The sequence below is a fragment of the Pauljensenia sp. UMB0895 genome, assembly GCF_030218905.1.
GTDB classification, from domain to species: Bacteria; Actinomycetota; Actinomycetes; order Actinomycetales; family Actinomycetaceae; genus Pauljensenia; species Pauljensenia turicensis_A.
The window spans coordinates 226,881-242,559 of sequence record NZ_JASOQR010000002.1 but is presented as its reverse complement, the minus strand read 5'-3'; the positions used below and the strand labels follow the sequence as shown (position 1 = coordinate 242,559).

The following is a 15,679-nucleotide window of genomic DNA, read 5'->3' as shown; positions in this document are numbered from 1 at the left end:
GGACACCGCCGCAATTTTAACTCACGTAAACCCCTTGGAGCACCCCTCCAAGGGGTTTACTACTGTGCACAAAGTGCGAAGACGGTTTGCACTGTCGCTCTTTCAAGATGTTCGCCTGCGGGTACTTGCCGGGGCACTCACTGCTGCACGTGCCCATCTGAGAAGGCGGTGTTGATGGGCCCCTTCTGCAATCGAGGGTTCTCCCAGTGTGCTCTGTTGGCCCCTAGTATCTCTCGTATTGTCGCTCATTGTAAGCACTGAGTCCTCGTTATATAGTGCGCAACCTTCAAAGTCCTCATAGACTGAACACGACATCGTTCTTAATACAAGGAGAAACAATGAACCTCGACGATCTCAAGGGCAAGGCCGAAGAACTCAAGGACCAGGCCACCGACGCTGCTAAAGGTATGATGACCGAAGAAAACACCGACGGCATCCTGGATAAGGTTGCAGATGCAGCCAAGACAGCTACCGGCGGTAAGTTTGACGACAAGATTGACGCAGCTCGCGACGTTGTTGACGACAAGATCGGTGAATGATTCAACGTTAAAAGGTGGGCTAGAGGAAACTCTAGCCCACCTTTTGTCTACGACCGTCCCTTGAATGTTGGCATCACTCAATGCGTACGTTCGTTGGTTTTGGCTACCGCGTCGACCATTCTGTCATTAGTTCGTAGGCGCATTGAATCAATGAGGGACCCAGAAGGTTCTTGCAGTGTCTGAACGTACCTCACGTGACGTTGATTGAAGATTGAAATAAATATATAGTAGTTGAGAGTTTAAACAGTCTTAAGGAGTTTATCGTGACTCGTCTTGGCGTTATTCTTGGCACCGTCCGTTCGAACCGTGTTGGCGCATCTGTTGCTCAGTGGGTTGTCGACAAAGCAAATACTGTTGAAGGTGTCAACGCTGATGTTATTGACATTGCTTCCTTCAATATGTCCCTTTTCGCTGAGCCGATGCCGCCTGCAATGGCTACCCCGCAGGATCCTGGTGGCGCAAAGTTCAACGAAACCGTTTCGTCTTACGATGCGCTGATCTTTGTTTCTCCGGAGTACAACCACTCAATTCCTGGCGCCCTGAAGAACGCTATCGACTTCCTTGAGCCCAAGGCTCTCGCGAATAAGGGTGTCGGCTTCGTCGGCTACTCCTTCAGCGGTGGTGTCCGTCAGGTTGAACACCTGCGTCAGATTCTGGCGAACTTCGAAGCTACGATGGTCACTCAGCAGGTTTCGCTTTCGCTCATTACCGACTTTGAAAACATGTCGGAATTCAAGCCGGGCGCGCATCATGACAACGAGGTTCAGGACATGGTTGCGGCAATGGTTGCGCGCACGGACGCTCTCGCACCTCTTCGCTGACCAATAGCTCTTAGCTTTGTGGGGGATGGGTCGAATGGTCCACCCCCACATGGTTTTCTAGAGCAAGGTGCTATAGGAGTACCTCAATAAACTTGGGATGTTGCAAGTTAAGGTGTTCTCATGTACAGTTTCGAGTGCCCGAAACTGTACATGAAAATGGAGTCTTAATCAATGCATCGCTCAAATACCCGTATTTTCCAAGGAGCGGCACTTACCAGTGTGCTCGGTCTGGCTCTTGCCGGTTGCGCCAACCACGACGCATCCAACGCCAGCGCGAATAGCGGAACGGAGCATGGAAAAGTCGGCATCGTTGCCACCACAACCCAAATCTGTGACTATGTCACGCAGATCGCTGCCGGCGCGCCAGCGACGGCAGGCCTCGTCCTCGAGAAAACAGGCGCAGACGGACAAAAGACCACAATTGGTAGTGAAGATGCCACGAACCAAACGCGACTCGAACTCACCTGCCTTCTTGCCCCCAACGCATCAGCTCACGAACATGAGCTCACTCCCTCGCAAGCGACAGCACTTGCCAAAGCTGACGTGCTCCTTGTATCCGGAGTTGACCTCGAGCATTTCCTTGACCGTGCGATTGAAGCATCCGGCTTCAAGGGAACGATGGGCGTCACCAGCGGCATTCTGACCAGCAAAGAAGTAACCGACCCGCAAGCCATCACCGAAGACGATTCGTTGCCCTACACGGTCGAACGAGGCACCCAAAAGGTCGAGGTGCGCAAGTGGCCCTTCCCGCCAGCAGAAGGCGAAACGGAACCTGAATTTGTCTACGATCCCCACGTGTGGACAAGCCCAAAGAACGCGGCTGTTCAAGTTGCCAACATTGGTGAATTCCTCAAAGAAGTAGCCCCCGACTCCGCCGCAGGAATTGAAGAAAGTGTCAGCGTTTACGCCGACAAACTGCGCAACCTTGACCAGTGGGTCCAAGACTCGATCAATAGCGTTCCGGCAGACTCGCGCATTCTCTTCTCATCACATGACGCGTTCGGCTACTTCTCCAAGGACTACGGGATCAACTTCATCGGCGCGGCCCTCTCTGACTTCAATGAACAGCAGGACGCGACCGCTGAACACATTCAGGAAGCCGCCCAAACCGTCATCGACTCTGGAGCAAAAGCGCTCTTCGCCGAAAACTCGAACAATTCAAAGTCAATCGAGAAGATCGCTGAACTAGCCGGTGTGAAGGCCATCATTGGCGACGACGCCCTATACGGCGATTCCTTGGGGCCGGCAGGATCCGCGGGAGAAACCTACACCGGCTCAATCATCCACAACGTCACGACCATCGTCACTGCTTGGGATGGCGTGGTGGCCCAGCTTCCAGACAACTTGAAGTAGGCAATACCCGTGACCACGAACGGCATCACCTTTCACGACGCTGGAGTTGGCTACGGGACGCGCGTCGTCCTCACCGGGGTTCAAGGGCGCATGAACCCCGGTGAGGCGCTCGCCCTAGTCGGCCCAAACGGATCCGGAAAAACGACGCTACTCAAAGCCCTAGCCCGAAGCGTTCCTATTCTCGAAGGACACATTGATGGCATTCCCGACACCATCGGATACGTCCCTCAATCGGCTGACCTCGACCTGACATTCCCCATCACTGTTGAACAAGTTGTCATGATGGGTCTCTACAAACAGATCGGACTTGCCCGTTTCCCCAGGAAAGCCCACCGAGAAAAAGTCGCCAGCACTCTGACAAATGTTGGTCTTCTCAGCCGAGCCAAGGACCGTTTCGGTGAACTATCAGGCGGGCAACGCCAGCGTGTACTCGTAGCGCGCGCACTTATCGCCCAACCGAAACTGATTCTGCTGGACGAACCCTTCAACGGTTTGGACCAGCCCAATCGTGATGCCCTACTCGGAATCATTCGACGCGCAAAAAATGATGGAACAAGCGTCGTCGTTTCAACACACGATCTCTCATTAGCCTATGACGTCTGCGACCAAGCAATCCTTGTCGCTGGGCGCCAGATCGCCTTCGGTCCCGTCCGCGAAGTCCTCACCCCAAAGCTCATGAAACAGGCATACGGATCCGAAAGCCTAGAAACTGAGGCGTGTGAACTTGCGACCTGTTACGACTCCCGCAAGCAACGTGGGGAAGTCGCATGAACACGCTGTCCGATGGCGTTGCAACGCTCGTTGAACACCTTCGAGCGCTCGCCGAATCAATCGTGGGGCTCAGGGGTCTTGCGGCCTATCCCTTCCTATTCCGGCCATTTATATTTCTTGTCCTTCTATCAGTGGTGGCCGGCCTCGTCGGTACGCTAGTGAACCTACGAAAAGCTGAATTTAACGCTGAAGTCATGGTGCACTCAGTGTTCCCCGGAATCGTCGTCGGGTTCATCGTTGGCGGGAGCGACGCCATCATTATTGGTGCCGGATGTGCTGGCATCGCAGTTGTCATTGCACTAGTGGCAAGCCAGTCTTCCAGGCGAGAAAGCGACAACGAATCAGCGCATGAAGGTGCAACCGCGGTCATTTTGACTGCCTTCTTCGCACTCGGCATGACGATTTCCCTCAAAGTCGGTGATATGTCAGGGCAACTGGAAGCCCTCATGTTCGGGCGCTTGTTGGAAACGACCGACTCTGGGCTTGCTCAGTCGCTGGTCGTCTTTATCCTGACAGGAATCATGCTTGCGCTAACGTGGAAGGAACACCTCTACGTTGCGTTTGACCGGCAGGGAGCGCAGGCGTCACGCATCAACGTCAGAGGTATCGATTACGTGCTGAACGCGTGTATTGCCGCGGTCGTTGTCGCAGCATCGTCGGCAATCGGCGTGCTTCTTGTCATCGCGTTCTTGATCGTTCCAGGGGCAACTGGGCGTCTGCTTGGACGAACAGTGCGACAAACGAGCATTATTGGAGTGAGCGTGAGCCTTCTTGCCAGCTGGCTAGGCATGCAACTTCTCCTGACCCCCAGCCCGCGCCCCATCTCTCCGCAAGCGGGTGTCGTCCTTGTCCTTGTTGCACTGTTCTTCATCGCTGTCGGTATCGCTGCGATCGGGAAACGAAGGGGAAAGGTGCGCTGTTGATTTCTCATCTGGATGTTCTTCTCCTTCCTGTCATGGAGCTCGTTGCCGTGTGTTTACTCGCCGGGCTGGTCGGCGCTTTCGCCTTCCTCGACCGGAAAATCTTTTTTGCCGAGTCAGTCACGCACGGAACATTCCCAGGAGGCATTCTGGGCGTAGTCATCGCCGCCACGCTTGGGGCGAGCCATGAGCAGATGTCGCTTGCCCTGTTTGTTGGCGCCTTCCTTTTCTGTCTTCCCCTAGGTGGGCTGATGCGGTTCCTCGGTGGAATTCCGGGGATTTCATCACAGGCAAGCGCCGGCATCGTGCTGACCTTTGGGTTCGCGATGGGCTACTTCCTGTACCGCTGGTTTTCGCCGTTGCCGATTCAAATCCAGTCGTTTCTGACCGGCTCGATTCTGACGGTTAACTCCTGGGATGTTGCGTCGGCCGGCGCGGGTCTAGTGGTGGTGCTCATCATCGTTGCTGTGTGGGGGAAAGACCTGGTCTTTAAGAGCTACGACCCCATTGATTCATTGACACGCGGGATGAACACGCGTCTTCTTGAGAGCCTGAGTATCGCAATGGTCATCGGTGCAATCGTCCTGTTGATTCCCGCCGTCGGCACTGTATTGTCGATTGCGCTTTTCGCTGCTCCCGCGGCGGGACTTGCCCCGCTGATCAAGTCATGGCCACACTTCATGGTTGCCGCTCCGCTCGCGGGGCTGGGAATCGGAGTGATCGGTTTCGCGTGCGGTGTGGCGTTCAACCTTTCGGTTGGTGGCATGATCGCGATTTTCGCCGGTATCTTTTTCGCCGCCAGTCGTCTGATCGTGTGGGCTCGTTGCGCGCAAGGGTGACGAGGCCGGGCGGTCGGTTGCGGTTCGCCCGAACGCGAGCCATGTGGGTTTCGTGAATTCAACGGACGAGGCCGATCGTGGCTTGTACTGCCTCCCAGCTCGATGAGACGATGAGATCGTGTCAGAACAACGTGAACCTGTACAACGCCCTGCGTCCATCCTGCTTGCAGCAACCCCGATCGGTGATGTGGACGACGCTTCACCACGGTTTATTAGGGCCCTGCAAGAAGCTGAGGTTGTCGCAGCGGAAGACACCCGGCGCATGCTGGCCCTGGCTAGCCGTTTGAACGTTCGAGTAAACGGTAAAGTTCTCAGCTTGCACGATCACAATGAAGGCGACCGGGCAGAGGGCCTCGTCGACTGTGCCGAAGGAGGAGCGCGGGTCCTGCTGGTCTCTGACGCCGGAATGCCAACCGTTTCAGACCCCGGGTTCCGCGTGGTGCGAGCAGCGGTCGAACGTGGTGTTCACGTCTCTGCATTGCCTGGTCCGTCAGCCCCTGTTACTGCGCTTGCTGTTTCAGGCCTGCCTTCTGACCGCTTCAGCTTCGAGGGCTTCCTGCCCCGTAAAGACGGTGAAGCAAGCGCCTACCTCGAAGCGCTTGCAGACGACCCGCACACTCTCATTTTCTTTGAATCAGCCAAACGCGTTCATGGCACCCTGCAACGTATGGCCAGTGCTTTCGGCGGGGAGCGCCAAGCAGTCGTGTGTCGAGAACTGACAAAGAAATATGAAGAAGTTTTACGAGGCTCCCTATCGGACCTGATTACCCAGACAGAGGGGGAAGTACTCGGCGAAATCACGATTGTTATCGCCGGCTTCAAAGGCAAGAAGAGCGCTGAAGACCATGTGAAAACAGTGCTTGCGTTAGCTTCGGAAGGAATGCGACTCAAAGACGCGGCAGCCGAAGTTGCTTCGGCAACAGGCTTGCGGAAGAACGAACTCTATAAAGCTGCTCTCGCTTACAAAGAACAGTGATATGTGAGCAGGTGAGCTGAAATGGGGGGCGGTGCTACGTGTCAGTAGCACCGCCCCCGTGTCTTGGTAGGGAACCAGAATCCTCTTAGCTAATCTCGGTTGAAGGAACCTTCGGGATCCCAGCGTCTGCCAACTTCTTCGACGCAACAGCCCCAGTTTCCGGTGATACCGGCTCCGTCAGGTCGGAGAGCACTCGCACGGTAAAACCGGCCTTCTTCGCATCCAACGCGGTGTCGCACACGCAATGAGACTGCGCCAAACCGATGACATCAACCTCATTCACTCCGGCACCATCCAGTAAATCGCCGAGCAAAGTCCCGGCCTCGTCCATCCCTTCGAACCCAGAGTAGGCAGCCGCAAACTGGCCCTTCTTCACGTGGGCATCAACGTCGAGGTCCCAAATGGCAGGATGCAACTCCGCTTCGGCACTACCGGCCACGCCATGCGGTGGCCACGTGTCCACATAATCCGGGGTCGCAGAGAAATGAGCTCCCGGATCAATATGCCAATCCTGCGTCGTCGCAATAAAGCCGTACTCTTGGCGATGGTCATCCACATACGTGCGGATACGCTCCGCACACGCATTTCCTCCTTCAACGGGTAAAGCCCCGCCTTCACAGAAAGTGGGCTGGACATCGACGATGATGAGTGCGCGTTTCATCTGAGCTCCTCTTATGTATGTTGCCCTCAACTCTACTGCGCTTGTTCACCGTTTTGACCGCGCTTGTTCACCGTTTTGACCGCGCTTGTTCAAGCTTTTGGGCAAACGCTCGTGGAAACAAGAAGCCTGCAGTGCCGTGATTAAGCCCTTTGAGCGCGCTTGTTGAAGAAATGCATCAGTGAATTCGGGTCATACGTGCCCACTGAAACGGTGAACAAGCGCGGTGTGTGGGGAGGTGGGTGTGGTGAACAAGCGCGGTGGGGGAACGGGGAGACGCGAGTTCGGAATATGCCCGACGGGGCACTATCCTTAGAACCATGAGCCGTATTTTGTCTGCAGTAGCTTGGCCTTACGCCAACGGTCCCCGTCACATTGGACACGTTGCCGGATTCGGCGTGCCCTCCGACGTCTTCTCGCGATACATGCGAATGGCAGGACACGACGTATTGATGGTGTCCGGAACCGACGAACACGGTACTCCGATCCTCGTCGCAGCAGACGGCGAAGGCGTGACCGCTCGCGAACTTGCAGACCGCAACAACCGACTGATCGTCGAAGACCTCGTCGCGCTCGGCCTGTCCTACGACCTCTTCACTCGCACGACCGCCGGCAACCACTACGCAGTCGTCCAAGAAATGTTCCGCACTGTCCGCGACAACGGATACATGATCGAACAGGTCACTCGCGCAGCAATTTCACCCTCAACTGGACGCACGTTGCCCGACCGCTACATCGAAGGCACCTGCCCGATCTGTGGTACTGAAGGCGCTCGTGGCGACCAATGTGACGCCTGCGGTAACCAGCTGGATCCCACCGACCTGATTGATCCGCACTCGCGCATCAACGGCGAGACCCCCAAGTTCGTTGAGTCCACCCACTACTTCCTCGACCTACCTGCACTCGCCGAAGCCCTGTCCGCATGGCTCGACGATCGTGAACAGTCCGGCACCTGGCGTCCGAACGTTATCAAGTTCTCCAAGAACTTCCTCGAAGACATCCGCCCGCGTGCCATGACGCGCGACATCGACTGGGGCATCCCAGTTCCCGGGTGGGAAGACCAGCCAACCAAGCGCCTCTACGTCTGGTTCGATGCCGTCATCGGCTACCTCTCAGCATCAATCGAGTGGGCACGTCGCACCGGTGACCCCGAAGCATGGCGCCAGTGGTGGAATGATCCCGAGGCCCTGTCCTACTACTTCATGGGCAAGGACAACATCGTCTTCCACTCCCAGATTTGGCCTGCCGAAATGCTCGGCTACAACGGTCAGGGTACCAAGGGTGGAAAGCCCGGAACGCTCGGCGTCCTCAACATGCCGACCGAAGTTGTGTCCAGCGAATTCCTCACCATGGAAGGCAAGAAATTCTCTTCCTCCCACGGCATCGTCATCTACGTCCGTGACTTCCTGGCTCGCTACCAGGCAGATGCCCTGCGTTACTTCATCAGCGCAGCAGGCCCGGAAACCTCCGACTCCGATTTCACATGGGCAGAATTCGTGCGCCGCACCAACGGCGAACTCGTCGCCGGCTGGGGCAACCTGGTCAACCGAACGGCATCGATGATCGCCAAGAAGTTCGGCGAAATTCCTGCTCCCGGCGAGCTTGAAGATATCGACCGTGCGCTATTGGACGAAATCAACAAAGGCTTCGAAACCATCGGTGACCTGATCCGTCACCACCGTCAGAAGGCCGCACTCTCTGAAGCGATGCGACTGGTCAGTGAAGCCAACAAGTACGTCACCGACACCGAGCCCTTCAAGCTCAAGGCGCCCGAACAGCGTGAACGACTTGCAACGGTTCTGCATACCCTCGCCCAGGCTGTCGCTGATCTCAACCTGATGCTCTCGCCCTTCCTTCCTCACGCAGCGAACGACATTGACCGCGTCATGGGCGGTGCGGGCAACATCGCTCCGATGCCACGCATCGAAGAGGTCGAAGAACTCGACCCGCAGGTTCTGCCCGAAGCATTCGATGGCCGCAACGGATACCCGATTATTACGGGTGACTACACCTCAGCTCCAACGTGGGAACGCCACCTCATCACGGTGGGTACCCCGATCGTGAAGCCGACGCCCGTCTTCACCAAGCTCGACGAAGCCATCGTCGAAGAAGAACTCGCACGCTACGCGGATTCAACTCCCGATGATGTGACCGGAGCCTGAGCCTTTGTAAGCTCAACTCATTCAACACCGCGAAAGGTGGGAAGCTCGTCCGCTTCCCACCTTTCGTCTGTCTACGGCAAGGCACGCCTTCTTCACTTGCCCCTGGCTTATGCCCGCCCGCGCCGTGAACAAGCGCGGTTGTGTGCGGGGGCAGACGGTGAACAAGCGCGGTGATTTTGGGGAGCGTGGCCTCGGCAATAGGAAAAGGCATAAGGATATTTTTTAGTTTTCTCAGAAACTACTTTACCTAGGACCTTTTGGAGTAAGGATTAATCGAACCGTCGAAAAACTATCGAATTTAATATTTTCGATCATCAAGTGAAAGAAATCGCTTCTATTTCGTCATTACGATTCCCTAATGGGAAACCTCAACGAAGAGGAAAAGACAACGATGTCTGTCCCATTAACACACTCGAAAGGGGAACCGCCGTATGTTACGACGACGGATCGTGAGTAGCCTGGCCACCGCCGCGTTGCTCATCGGGGGTGGCGCACTATCGCCAGCATTTGCCTCGGTGCAAACATCGCAGGAAAACGTTGGAGATATCCTTGGTGCGCCCGCAGCAGTGGAAAAGTCCACGAATGAACGCATCGCTGCATGGCAGAAACTGCAATTCGGTCTCTTCATGCACTGGGGTGTCTACTCAATGTTCGAAGGAAGCTACAAAGGACAACGCCAGCGCATCGGCTACCCGGAACAAATCAAGGCTTGGATGAACATTCCTCGCGAGGAATACCTCAAAGAAGCCAAGAAGATGACTGCAGACAAATGGGATGCTGCGAAGATCTGCCAGACCGCAAAGAACGCAGGCATGAAGTATGTCATGGTGACTTCGAAGCACCATGACGGTTTTGCCATGTGGGACACCAAGACGACGGACTACAACGTCGTCAAGCAGACAGCATTCGGGAAAGACCCGATGAAACAGCTCGCTGACGAATGCGGCAAGATCGACATGAAGCTCGCCTTCTACTTCTCCATCATCGACTGGGAGAAGCATGAGCCCGAGCCCTACTCCAACCTCAACCCCATCACTGAAGAACACCTTCAATACAACCTCGACCAGATTACCGAGCTACTCACCAACTACGGTCCAATCGCCGAGTTCTGGTTCGACATGGGTCGCCCGACCGCGGAACAGTCTCAGAAGATGGCCGACAAGGTCCATGAACTGCAGCCGAATACAACGGTCGTGAACTCTCGCGTGTGGAACAACAAAGGTGACTTCAACGTTGGTGGTGACAACGCGGTCCACTCATCCTTCAGTATCGGTCCGTGGGAATCCATCCGATCCATCTTCCCCCAATGCTGGTCCTACTGTTCAGACTCCCGAGCAAATCGCGCAGCGGGCACAGCTAACAGAGTAATTAGCGAGACGATCTCGAACCTCGTCGGTGTCGTAGCCAACGGCGGAAACTTCGCCTTCAACGTCGGTCCGATGGGTGACGGTTCCTTCCCTGAATACGACGAATATGTTCTGAAGGAACTAGGAACATGGCACACTGATCACCCGCACGCCATCGACGGAGCAAGTGCAACATGGATCCCCGCACCGTCTAACGCTCTTCTGACAGTGAATGGTTCAGACCTGTACATCTTCCCGGACCAGTGGAACTCCGGAGAATCAATCACCGTTCCTGGACTGGCAAACAAGGTCACCTCAGTCACGGTTGATGGCAAGGGAACCCCCGTTCAATTTGCCCGCAACGGCCTTGACCTGACAGTGACGATGTCCGGAGAATCCCCTGACAAGTACCGTCCTGTCATCAAGGTTGCCCTTGACGGTGAAGCGCGCTACGTCCCCACTCAGACCGTGAACCTCGACCACGGAAGTGGCACCATCCCGACGCGCGATATTGTCGAACGCACCGTTGGCGCCTCGCGCGACGCGGCCATCCTGGACGCCTACATCGTTGATCGCTCTGGCGAAAAGTACGGCGATGTCGAATTTGATCTCACCCAATCGTCGGGTTTCCAAGACGACGTTGAATACAACGTGAGCTTCAACGGCGTCACTCACCTGTTCAAAGGAATTGACCTGAAGACCCGTCCCATCTCCGGGTACACGATGAACCCGAATGAGGTCTCTCGCCTTCGCATCCAGCTGGCAAACCCGAGCTATTACACCGATGCTCTCAACGTCAAGGTTGAATCGATCAAGGTGGCAGCATACAAGGATCACGCTGCCTCGGTTGCTCCGACCTTCACGTCTCAACCGAGCGACGCACAGGTCGTCGAAGGTGAATCCGTCACTTTCACTGCCGGCGCCTCGGGTCGCCCAGCTCCGACCTACCAGTGGTACCGCATTGATGCCGACGACGAGGACGAGGATGAGGACGGTGCCGAGGACGAGGATGGTGCCGAGGACGAGGACGAGGCCATACTGATTGAGGGTGCAACGAATTCCTCGTACACCTTCGTCACAACAAAGGATGACAATGAAGCAGATTTCTTTGTCGTTGCCACCAACGAAGCTGGAACAGCCACGTCGGAAATCGCAACCCTGACGGTTGTCGATCCCTCGTTGAACCTGGCCCTCAAGAAGCCTGCACGCCAGTCTTCTGACAGCGCCTGGAACGGCCCAGCATCCCGAGCCGTCGACGGCAACACGGATGGAAAGTGGGACAACGGTTCGGTTAGCGCAACGGCTACGCAGAATGATCCCTGGTGGGAGGTTGACCTTGAGAAAACAGTTCCGGTCGGACAGGTTAACATCTACAACCGTTCTGCTGACGATCAGTGCAACGGAAACCAGTCGTGTGCGGAGCGCCTGAAGGGCTTCTACGTTATTGCTTCGAAGGACAAGCTTGACGACAAGCTATCCAGCGAAGAAATTGAGAAGAAGGGTGAAGCAGGAGAACTCAAGTACTTCAAGGTCGAAGAGAAGGCTGATTTCCCGACCAGTCTGAATTTCGATGGCTACCAGGCTCGCTACATTCGTGTGATGTTGCCAGGAAACTGGAAGGAACTCAACCTTGCTGAGGTTGAGGTCTACGGGCAGAACACTGCTCCCACCGCGGTTATTAGCGCAGTTGCTGACCCTGAAGAAGGCTTCAGCGTTTCGGGCGACCAGCTGAACGCTGTTCCCGGATCAATCCTGACCTTTACTGCTAAAACAAGCGGCTTCCCCGCCCCTAAGCTTCAGTGGCAGACTTCGGCTGATGGTCAGACATGGAACGATGTGGAAGGCCAGACGCAGCAGGGCTACTCGTTTGAGATCGACGCGAAGCACCACGGTTTGAAGGTGCGAGTTGCTGCGACGAATAGCGTCGAGACAGCGTACTCTGAGCCACTCACGATCAATATCGTCGAAAAGCCGGCCCTCACCCCGCTGTCCGCTAGCTTGAACGACTCGGTTCTTGAACCGGCTGACGATGGTGCGTGGCAGAAAGTCACAGTGAACGAGGGCGAAACCGTCGTCCTGTCCACGACGGCTTCAGGTATGCCCGTTCCGACGATTGCATGGCAGTCACGTGAGGTCAGCGGTGCTGAAGATTCGTGGACTCCAATCGAAGGAGCAACAACTGACAAGTTGAGCCTGAAGGCATCGAAGGACGTCCAGTCGCATCTCTATCGTGCGGTTGCAACCAACTCGCAAGGTGAAGCAGTAACGGCTCCGCTTCGTGTTGTTCTGCACCAGCAGACTCCGACTCCGAACCCTGGTGGTGATGAGCCTGGTCAGGCGGATGTTCCGACTCTTGAGTTGGGTGCTGCTCAGGTGAAGGTTGGAGATACTCTGTCGATTCGTGTGAAGGGTCTGAAGAAGGGCGAGCGTATTAAGCTCACCGTTCACTCGGAGCCAGTTGTAATCCCTGAAAGCGATATCAAGTATGACGACGAGCAGGGGACTGCTCAGGCTGATTGGAAGGTTCCGGCTGGCTTTGAAGTTGGCGAGCACACTGTGAAGGTGGTGAGCAAGTCGGGTGAGAGCATCATTAAGTTCGAGGTTCTTCCCGCGGATGCTGTGCCTGTTCCGGATCAGTCGAATGCCGATAAGCCTGTTGGTGATTCTCAGCCTGTGAAGAAAGCCTCGGTGAAGAAGCTTTCTTCAACGGGTGCTGATGCGGTTTTGCTTGCAGAGCTTTCGGCTCTCTTCCTCGCTACTGGTGTGGCTGGGTTTGCTGCGCGCAGGCGTGTGCGTGACTGATCGTTGAGTGTCGGCCTGGCATAGATGAAGGTGCCTCGGGGTTGTTCCCGAGGCACCTTCTTTATGTTGTGTACGCCCGATGGTGAACAAGCGCGGCTCATACCCGCCCGCGCCGTGAACAAGCGCGGTTGTGTGCAGGGCGGATGGTGAACAAGCGCGGTCAAAGATGCACTGTGCTCGACTGAAAAAGCGGGCTAACGTTCTTTCGGCTTGCCGACGAAGAACGCGGAAATGATCAGCACTAGGCCGAGCGCTGCAATCAGGCCGATGAAAACAAACGGCAACTGTACGACGTTCAAGAACGGCAGAACAATCAGGAACACTCCGATGGCAATAACGATCAGCGCCCAGATGAGCTGCCCTACCCGAGGTTTCGTTGAAACTTCCACGACGGGTTCTGGAGCATGTGCTGCGGCGTCTGCTGCGGTCCAAACCTTAGTCGGCTGCTCCTCGGAGGTGGGCATGGTGGTTGTCTCGTCGGCTACGTTGAACTCGGTCGTTGCTTCATCAGGCATATGAGAGGTGGTCATGCTGCGCTCCTTAGCGTTGAGTCAGCCGAGAGAACCCACGATACGGGGGAAACGTCGGCTCCTGAAGTAGTGGAAGAAGTGGATGCGCCAGGCGTGCTAGCCCCGGACTGTGAGGAGGAAGAACCTGATTGTCCCTGATCAAGCGCTCCCGACTGGCCAGTCGAACCAGACTGGCCCTCGCCGGATTCGGGCGCTGAAGAAGGAGCTGGAGTATTGCCGTACCAGTCTTCCTCGTAGTTGAAGCTCCACATCCATGAAGTGATGCGAACCGTGATCCCGTCACTGTTGTTGAAGGTCGGGGATTGAACCGATACCGGATTTTCTGCGTCAACTGAATCGTTGCATCCACGCAGGGCGTTCACCCACGTCCTGTTCTTTGAAGGGTGAGTGTTATCGAAAGAATACTCGACCTCTTGAATTCCCATTTCGCAGATGATGCGGACCGGCTGATCGGTGCGCGCAGAAATCTCTAGGTCACTCACGCTAGGGTCAACGACGATTTCTTTGGAAGTTCCCGCGGGAGCCTGCGAGATGTCAAGCAACGCTCTCCCCCGAGAAGAATAGACCGTCGATTCGGTCCAATCGCTGACTAGCGTTTCGCTCGAATAATCGAAGGAAGCGGTGTATTCGGAGGCCGTTGCGATGCCGAACAAGACAGTCGGCAAGGACAAGAACGCGCCGATTATTGACAGGGCGACCAACCAGTCGGCTTTCCGTCCACGCATTGATGCGATCGCGAGGGCAAGACCTGTGATAAGCATGCAGATGCCACCACCGATCAGACCGATCTTCGTGCCGAAAATCAGCATCTCGGCGGAGCCATTGTCCATGTAGTAGTACATGAGTCCAAATGTCGTCGCCATTGCCAGAAGAACAAGACCGGTGACGACCAAGTTTGTCCGGCGCCCGACGCTACGGACGAACGGAGTCAGCGGTGGAATCCAGTTGTTCGCTCCATTGTTCATCGGCGTGTTGGGAGCCTGATAAGGTGCCGAATTCATAGGAGCATTCGGATATGCCGGCTGGTATGGTGTTCCGGCATTATTGTGATACGCGCCGTTTGGAACCTGCGAAAAACCTCCGGTGTATGGGGTTGCTGGCTGTGTGGGATTTGGGGACGAGGCCGCCCACGCAGGAGTCGGCATCATGCCCGGATGGGGGGTGGAGTATGTGGCACCGGTCCCTGAAACGTTCGTTGCGTCTGAAGTGGGCTGACCGGCCTCGTTCATGGAGGTTGAAGCGAAAGCTGAAGAGGAGTGCCCAGGCTGACTATTCGGATCCATGCTCATTGGCGGATTTCCTTGAAACGTCGTGGGTGCTGACCGTCGGTCGTGGCGGAGCAAAATAACGGCGATGACGATGATCGCCACTAAGACAAGCAGTGTGCCGAGTGGGACGAGGGGTAATTCTTCGATCACGACTGAGAATGGGAAAGCTGAGGTGCTTCCCATCAGGATGAACAGGATTGCGCCCGCCTGTCCTGATTCAAATCGACCATTTACGAGTTCTTGAGCGTGGATTCGTCCAGTCATCTGATCGGGAAGGAGACCCCACCCAAGACCGTAGGCTGCCAACAGTGGCGGGAAGACCAGCATTGCCACAATGCTGAGCCCGCGGACAAGCGCTAAGTCCCAACCGGTTCGGGCGGAGATCGCTGCGCACACGCCACCAATGGTCCTCACTGATGGGCGGTACCATCCGGAACGTCGGATGGAGGCGAAGAATCCGCCACCCGTGTTGTATCCACCCTGGCCCGGTGGGAACGTTCCATTATTCGGAGTGAAACCTGGCCCACTGAAACCTGGTCCACCTGGGTATTGAGCGTTGCCGTTGAAAGCAGCATTCGACGCATTTGCGTCGTTCGGGTTGAAGCCACTGCCGGAAGGGGTGTCCCCGGTCGTGTCCTGACCGTACGGGTGCGAAGAGTTCATGTCCATACTCAACAGTGTGGTCGCTTCGCTG

The 15,679-nt window shown here is 55.9% G+C and carries 12 protein-coding genes; 9 read left to right on the top strand and 3 right to left on the bottom strand.

All coding sequences use genetic code 11. From position 1 onward, the window contains the following. Positions 1 to 338 precede the first annotated feature (338 nt). The 7 genes from QP503_RS02430 (at position 339) to rsmI (ending at position 6,219) form a co-directional block, all read left to right on the top strand. Positions 339 to 539, top strand: a complete 201-nt coding sequence (locus tag QP503_RS02430) for an Rv0909 family putative TA system antitoxin (RefSeq protein WP_103633075.1) — start codon at positions 339 to 341, stop codon at positions 537 to 539. A 263-nt stretch (positions 540 to 802) separates the two neighbouring features. Continuing rightward, positions 803 to 1,360: an NADPH-dependent FMN reductase gene (locus QP503_RS02425; RefSeq protein WP_103633076.1), complete on the top strand. Its 558-nt coding sequence runs from the start codon at positions 803 to 805 to the stop codon at positions 1,358 to 1,360. Between the two features lie 171 nt (positions 1,361 to 1,531). Beyond that, positions 1,532 to 2,713: a metal ABC transporter substrate-binding protein gene (locus QP503_RS02420; RefSeq protein ID WP_285069594.1), complete on the top strand. Its 1,182-nt coding sequence runs from the start codon at positions 1,532 to 1,534 to the stop codon at positions 2,711 to 2,713. Between the two features lie 9 nt (positions 2,714 to 2,722). Further along, complete coding sequence (locus QP503_RS02415; RefSeq protein WP_103633078.1) at positions 2,723 to 3,484, top strand: metal ABC transporter ATP-binding protein; 762 nt, start codon at positions 2,723 to 2,725, stop codon at positions 3,482 to 3,484. After that, positions 3,481 to 4,407 (top strand): metal ABC transporter permease, encoded by a 927-nt coding sequence (locus QP503_RS02410; RefSeq protein WP_103633079.1) that lies wholly within the window; start codon positions 3,481 to 3,483, stop codon positions 4,405 to 4,407. Before QP503_RS02415 ends, QP503_RS02410 begins: the two co-directional genes overlap by 4 nt. Further along, positions 4,404 to 5,243: a metal ABC transporter permease gene (locus QP503_RS02405; RefSeq protein ID WP_285069595.1), complete on the top strand. Its 840-nt coding sequence runs from the start codon at positions 4,404 to 4,406 to the stop codon at positions 5,241 to 5,243. The genes QP503_RS02410 and QP503_RS02405 overlap by 4 nt, the downstream gene beginning before the upstream one ends. A 118-nt stretch (positions 5,244 to 5,361) precedes the next feature. Beyond that, positions 5,362 to 6,219: a 16S rRNA (cytidine(1402)-2'-O)-methyltransferase gene (rsmI, locus tag QP503_RS02400; RefSeq protein WP_285069596.1), complete on the top strand. Its 858-nt coding sequence runs from the start codon at positions 5,362 to 5,364 to the stop codon at positions 6,217 to 6,219. 85 nt (positions 6,220 to 6,304) lie between these two features. On the opposite strand, the gene QP503_RS02395 is transcribed toward rsmI, so the two are convergent. After that, the gene (locus QP503_RS02395; RefSeq protein ID WP_285101171.1) at positions 6,305 to 6,880 is read right to left on the bottom strand and encodes an isochorismatase family protein; all 576 of its coding nucleotides are present in this window, start codon (positions 6,878 to 6,880) and stop codon (positions 6,305 to 6,307) included. A gap of 317 nt (positions 6,881 to 7,197) precedes the next feature. On the opposite strand from QP503_RS02395, the gene metG reads away from it, so the two are divergent. Then, entirely contained in the window at positions 7,198 to 9,039 is a 1,842-nt protein-coding gene (gene metG, locus QP503_RS02390; RefSeq protein WP_103633082.1) for a methionine--tRNA ligase, read from the top strand. 449 nt (positions 9,040 to 9,488) lie between these two features. After that, positions 9,489 to 13,187: an alpha-L-fucosidase gene (locus tag QP503_RS02385; RefSeq protein ID WP_181002162.1), complete on the top strand. Its 3,699-nt coding sequence runs from the start codon at positions 9,489 to 9,491 to the stop codon at positions 13,185 to 13,187. A gap of 194 nt (positions 13,188 to 13,381) precedes the next feature. On the opposite strand, the gene QP503_RS02380 is transcribed toward QP503_RS02385, so the two are convergent. Beyond that, positions 13,382 to 13,717, bottom strand: coding sequence for a hypothetical protein (locus QP503_RS02380; protein ID WP_006681544.1), 336 nt, complete (start codon positions 13,715 to 13,717; stop codon positions 13,382 to 13,384). Next, complete coding sequence (locus tag QP503_RS02375; protein ID WP_181002163.1) at positions 13,714 to 15,648, bottom strand: PspC domain-containing protein; 1,935 nt, start codon at positions 15,646 to 15,648, stop codon at positions 13,714 to 13,716. Before QP503_RS02375 ends, QP503_RS02380 begins: the two co-directional genes overlap by 4 nt. Positions 15,649 to 15,679: the final 31 nt, after the last annotated feature.

Excerpts from the sequence above, each read along its gene's own strand:
- QP503_RS02430 (WP_103633075.1), top strand. The coding sequence starts at position 339 with ATGAACCTCGACGATCTCAAGGGCAAGGCCGAAGAACTCAAGGACCAG.
- QP503_RS02420 (WP_285069594.1), top strand. The coding sequence starts at position 1,532 with ATGCATCGCTCAAATACCCGTATTTTCCAAGGAGCGGCACTTACCAGT.
- QP503_RS02410 (WP_103633079.1), top strand. The coding sequence starts at position 3,481 with ATGAACACGCTGTCCGATGGCGTTGCAACGCTCGTTGAACACCTTCGA.
- QP503_RS02395 (WP_285101171.1), bottom strand. The coding sequence starts at position 6,880 with ATGAAACGCGCACTCATCATCGTCGATGTCCAGCCCACTTTCTGTGAA.
- metG (WP_103633082.1), top strand. The coding sequence starts at position 7,198 with ATGAGCCGTATTTTGTCTGCAGTAGCTTGGCCTTACGCCAACGGTCCC.
- QP503_RS02380 (WP_006681544.1), bottom strand. The coding sequence starts at position 13,717 with ATGACCACCTCTCATATGCCTGATGAAGCAACGACCGAGTTCAACGTA.
- QP503_RS02375 (WP_181002163.1), bottom strand. The coding sequence starts at position 15,648 with ATGAACTCTTCGCACCCGTACGGTCAGGACACGACCGGGGACACCCCT.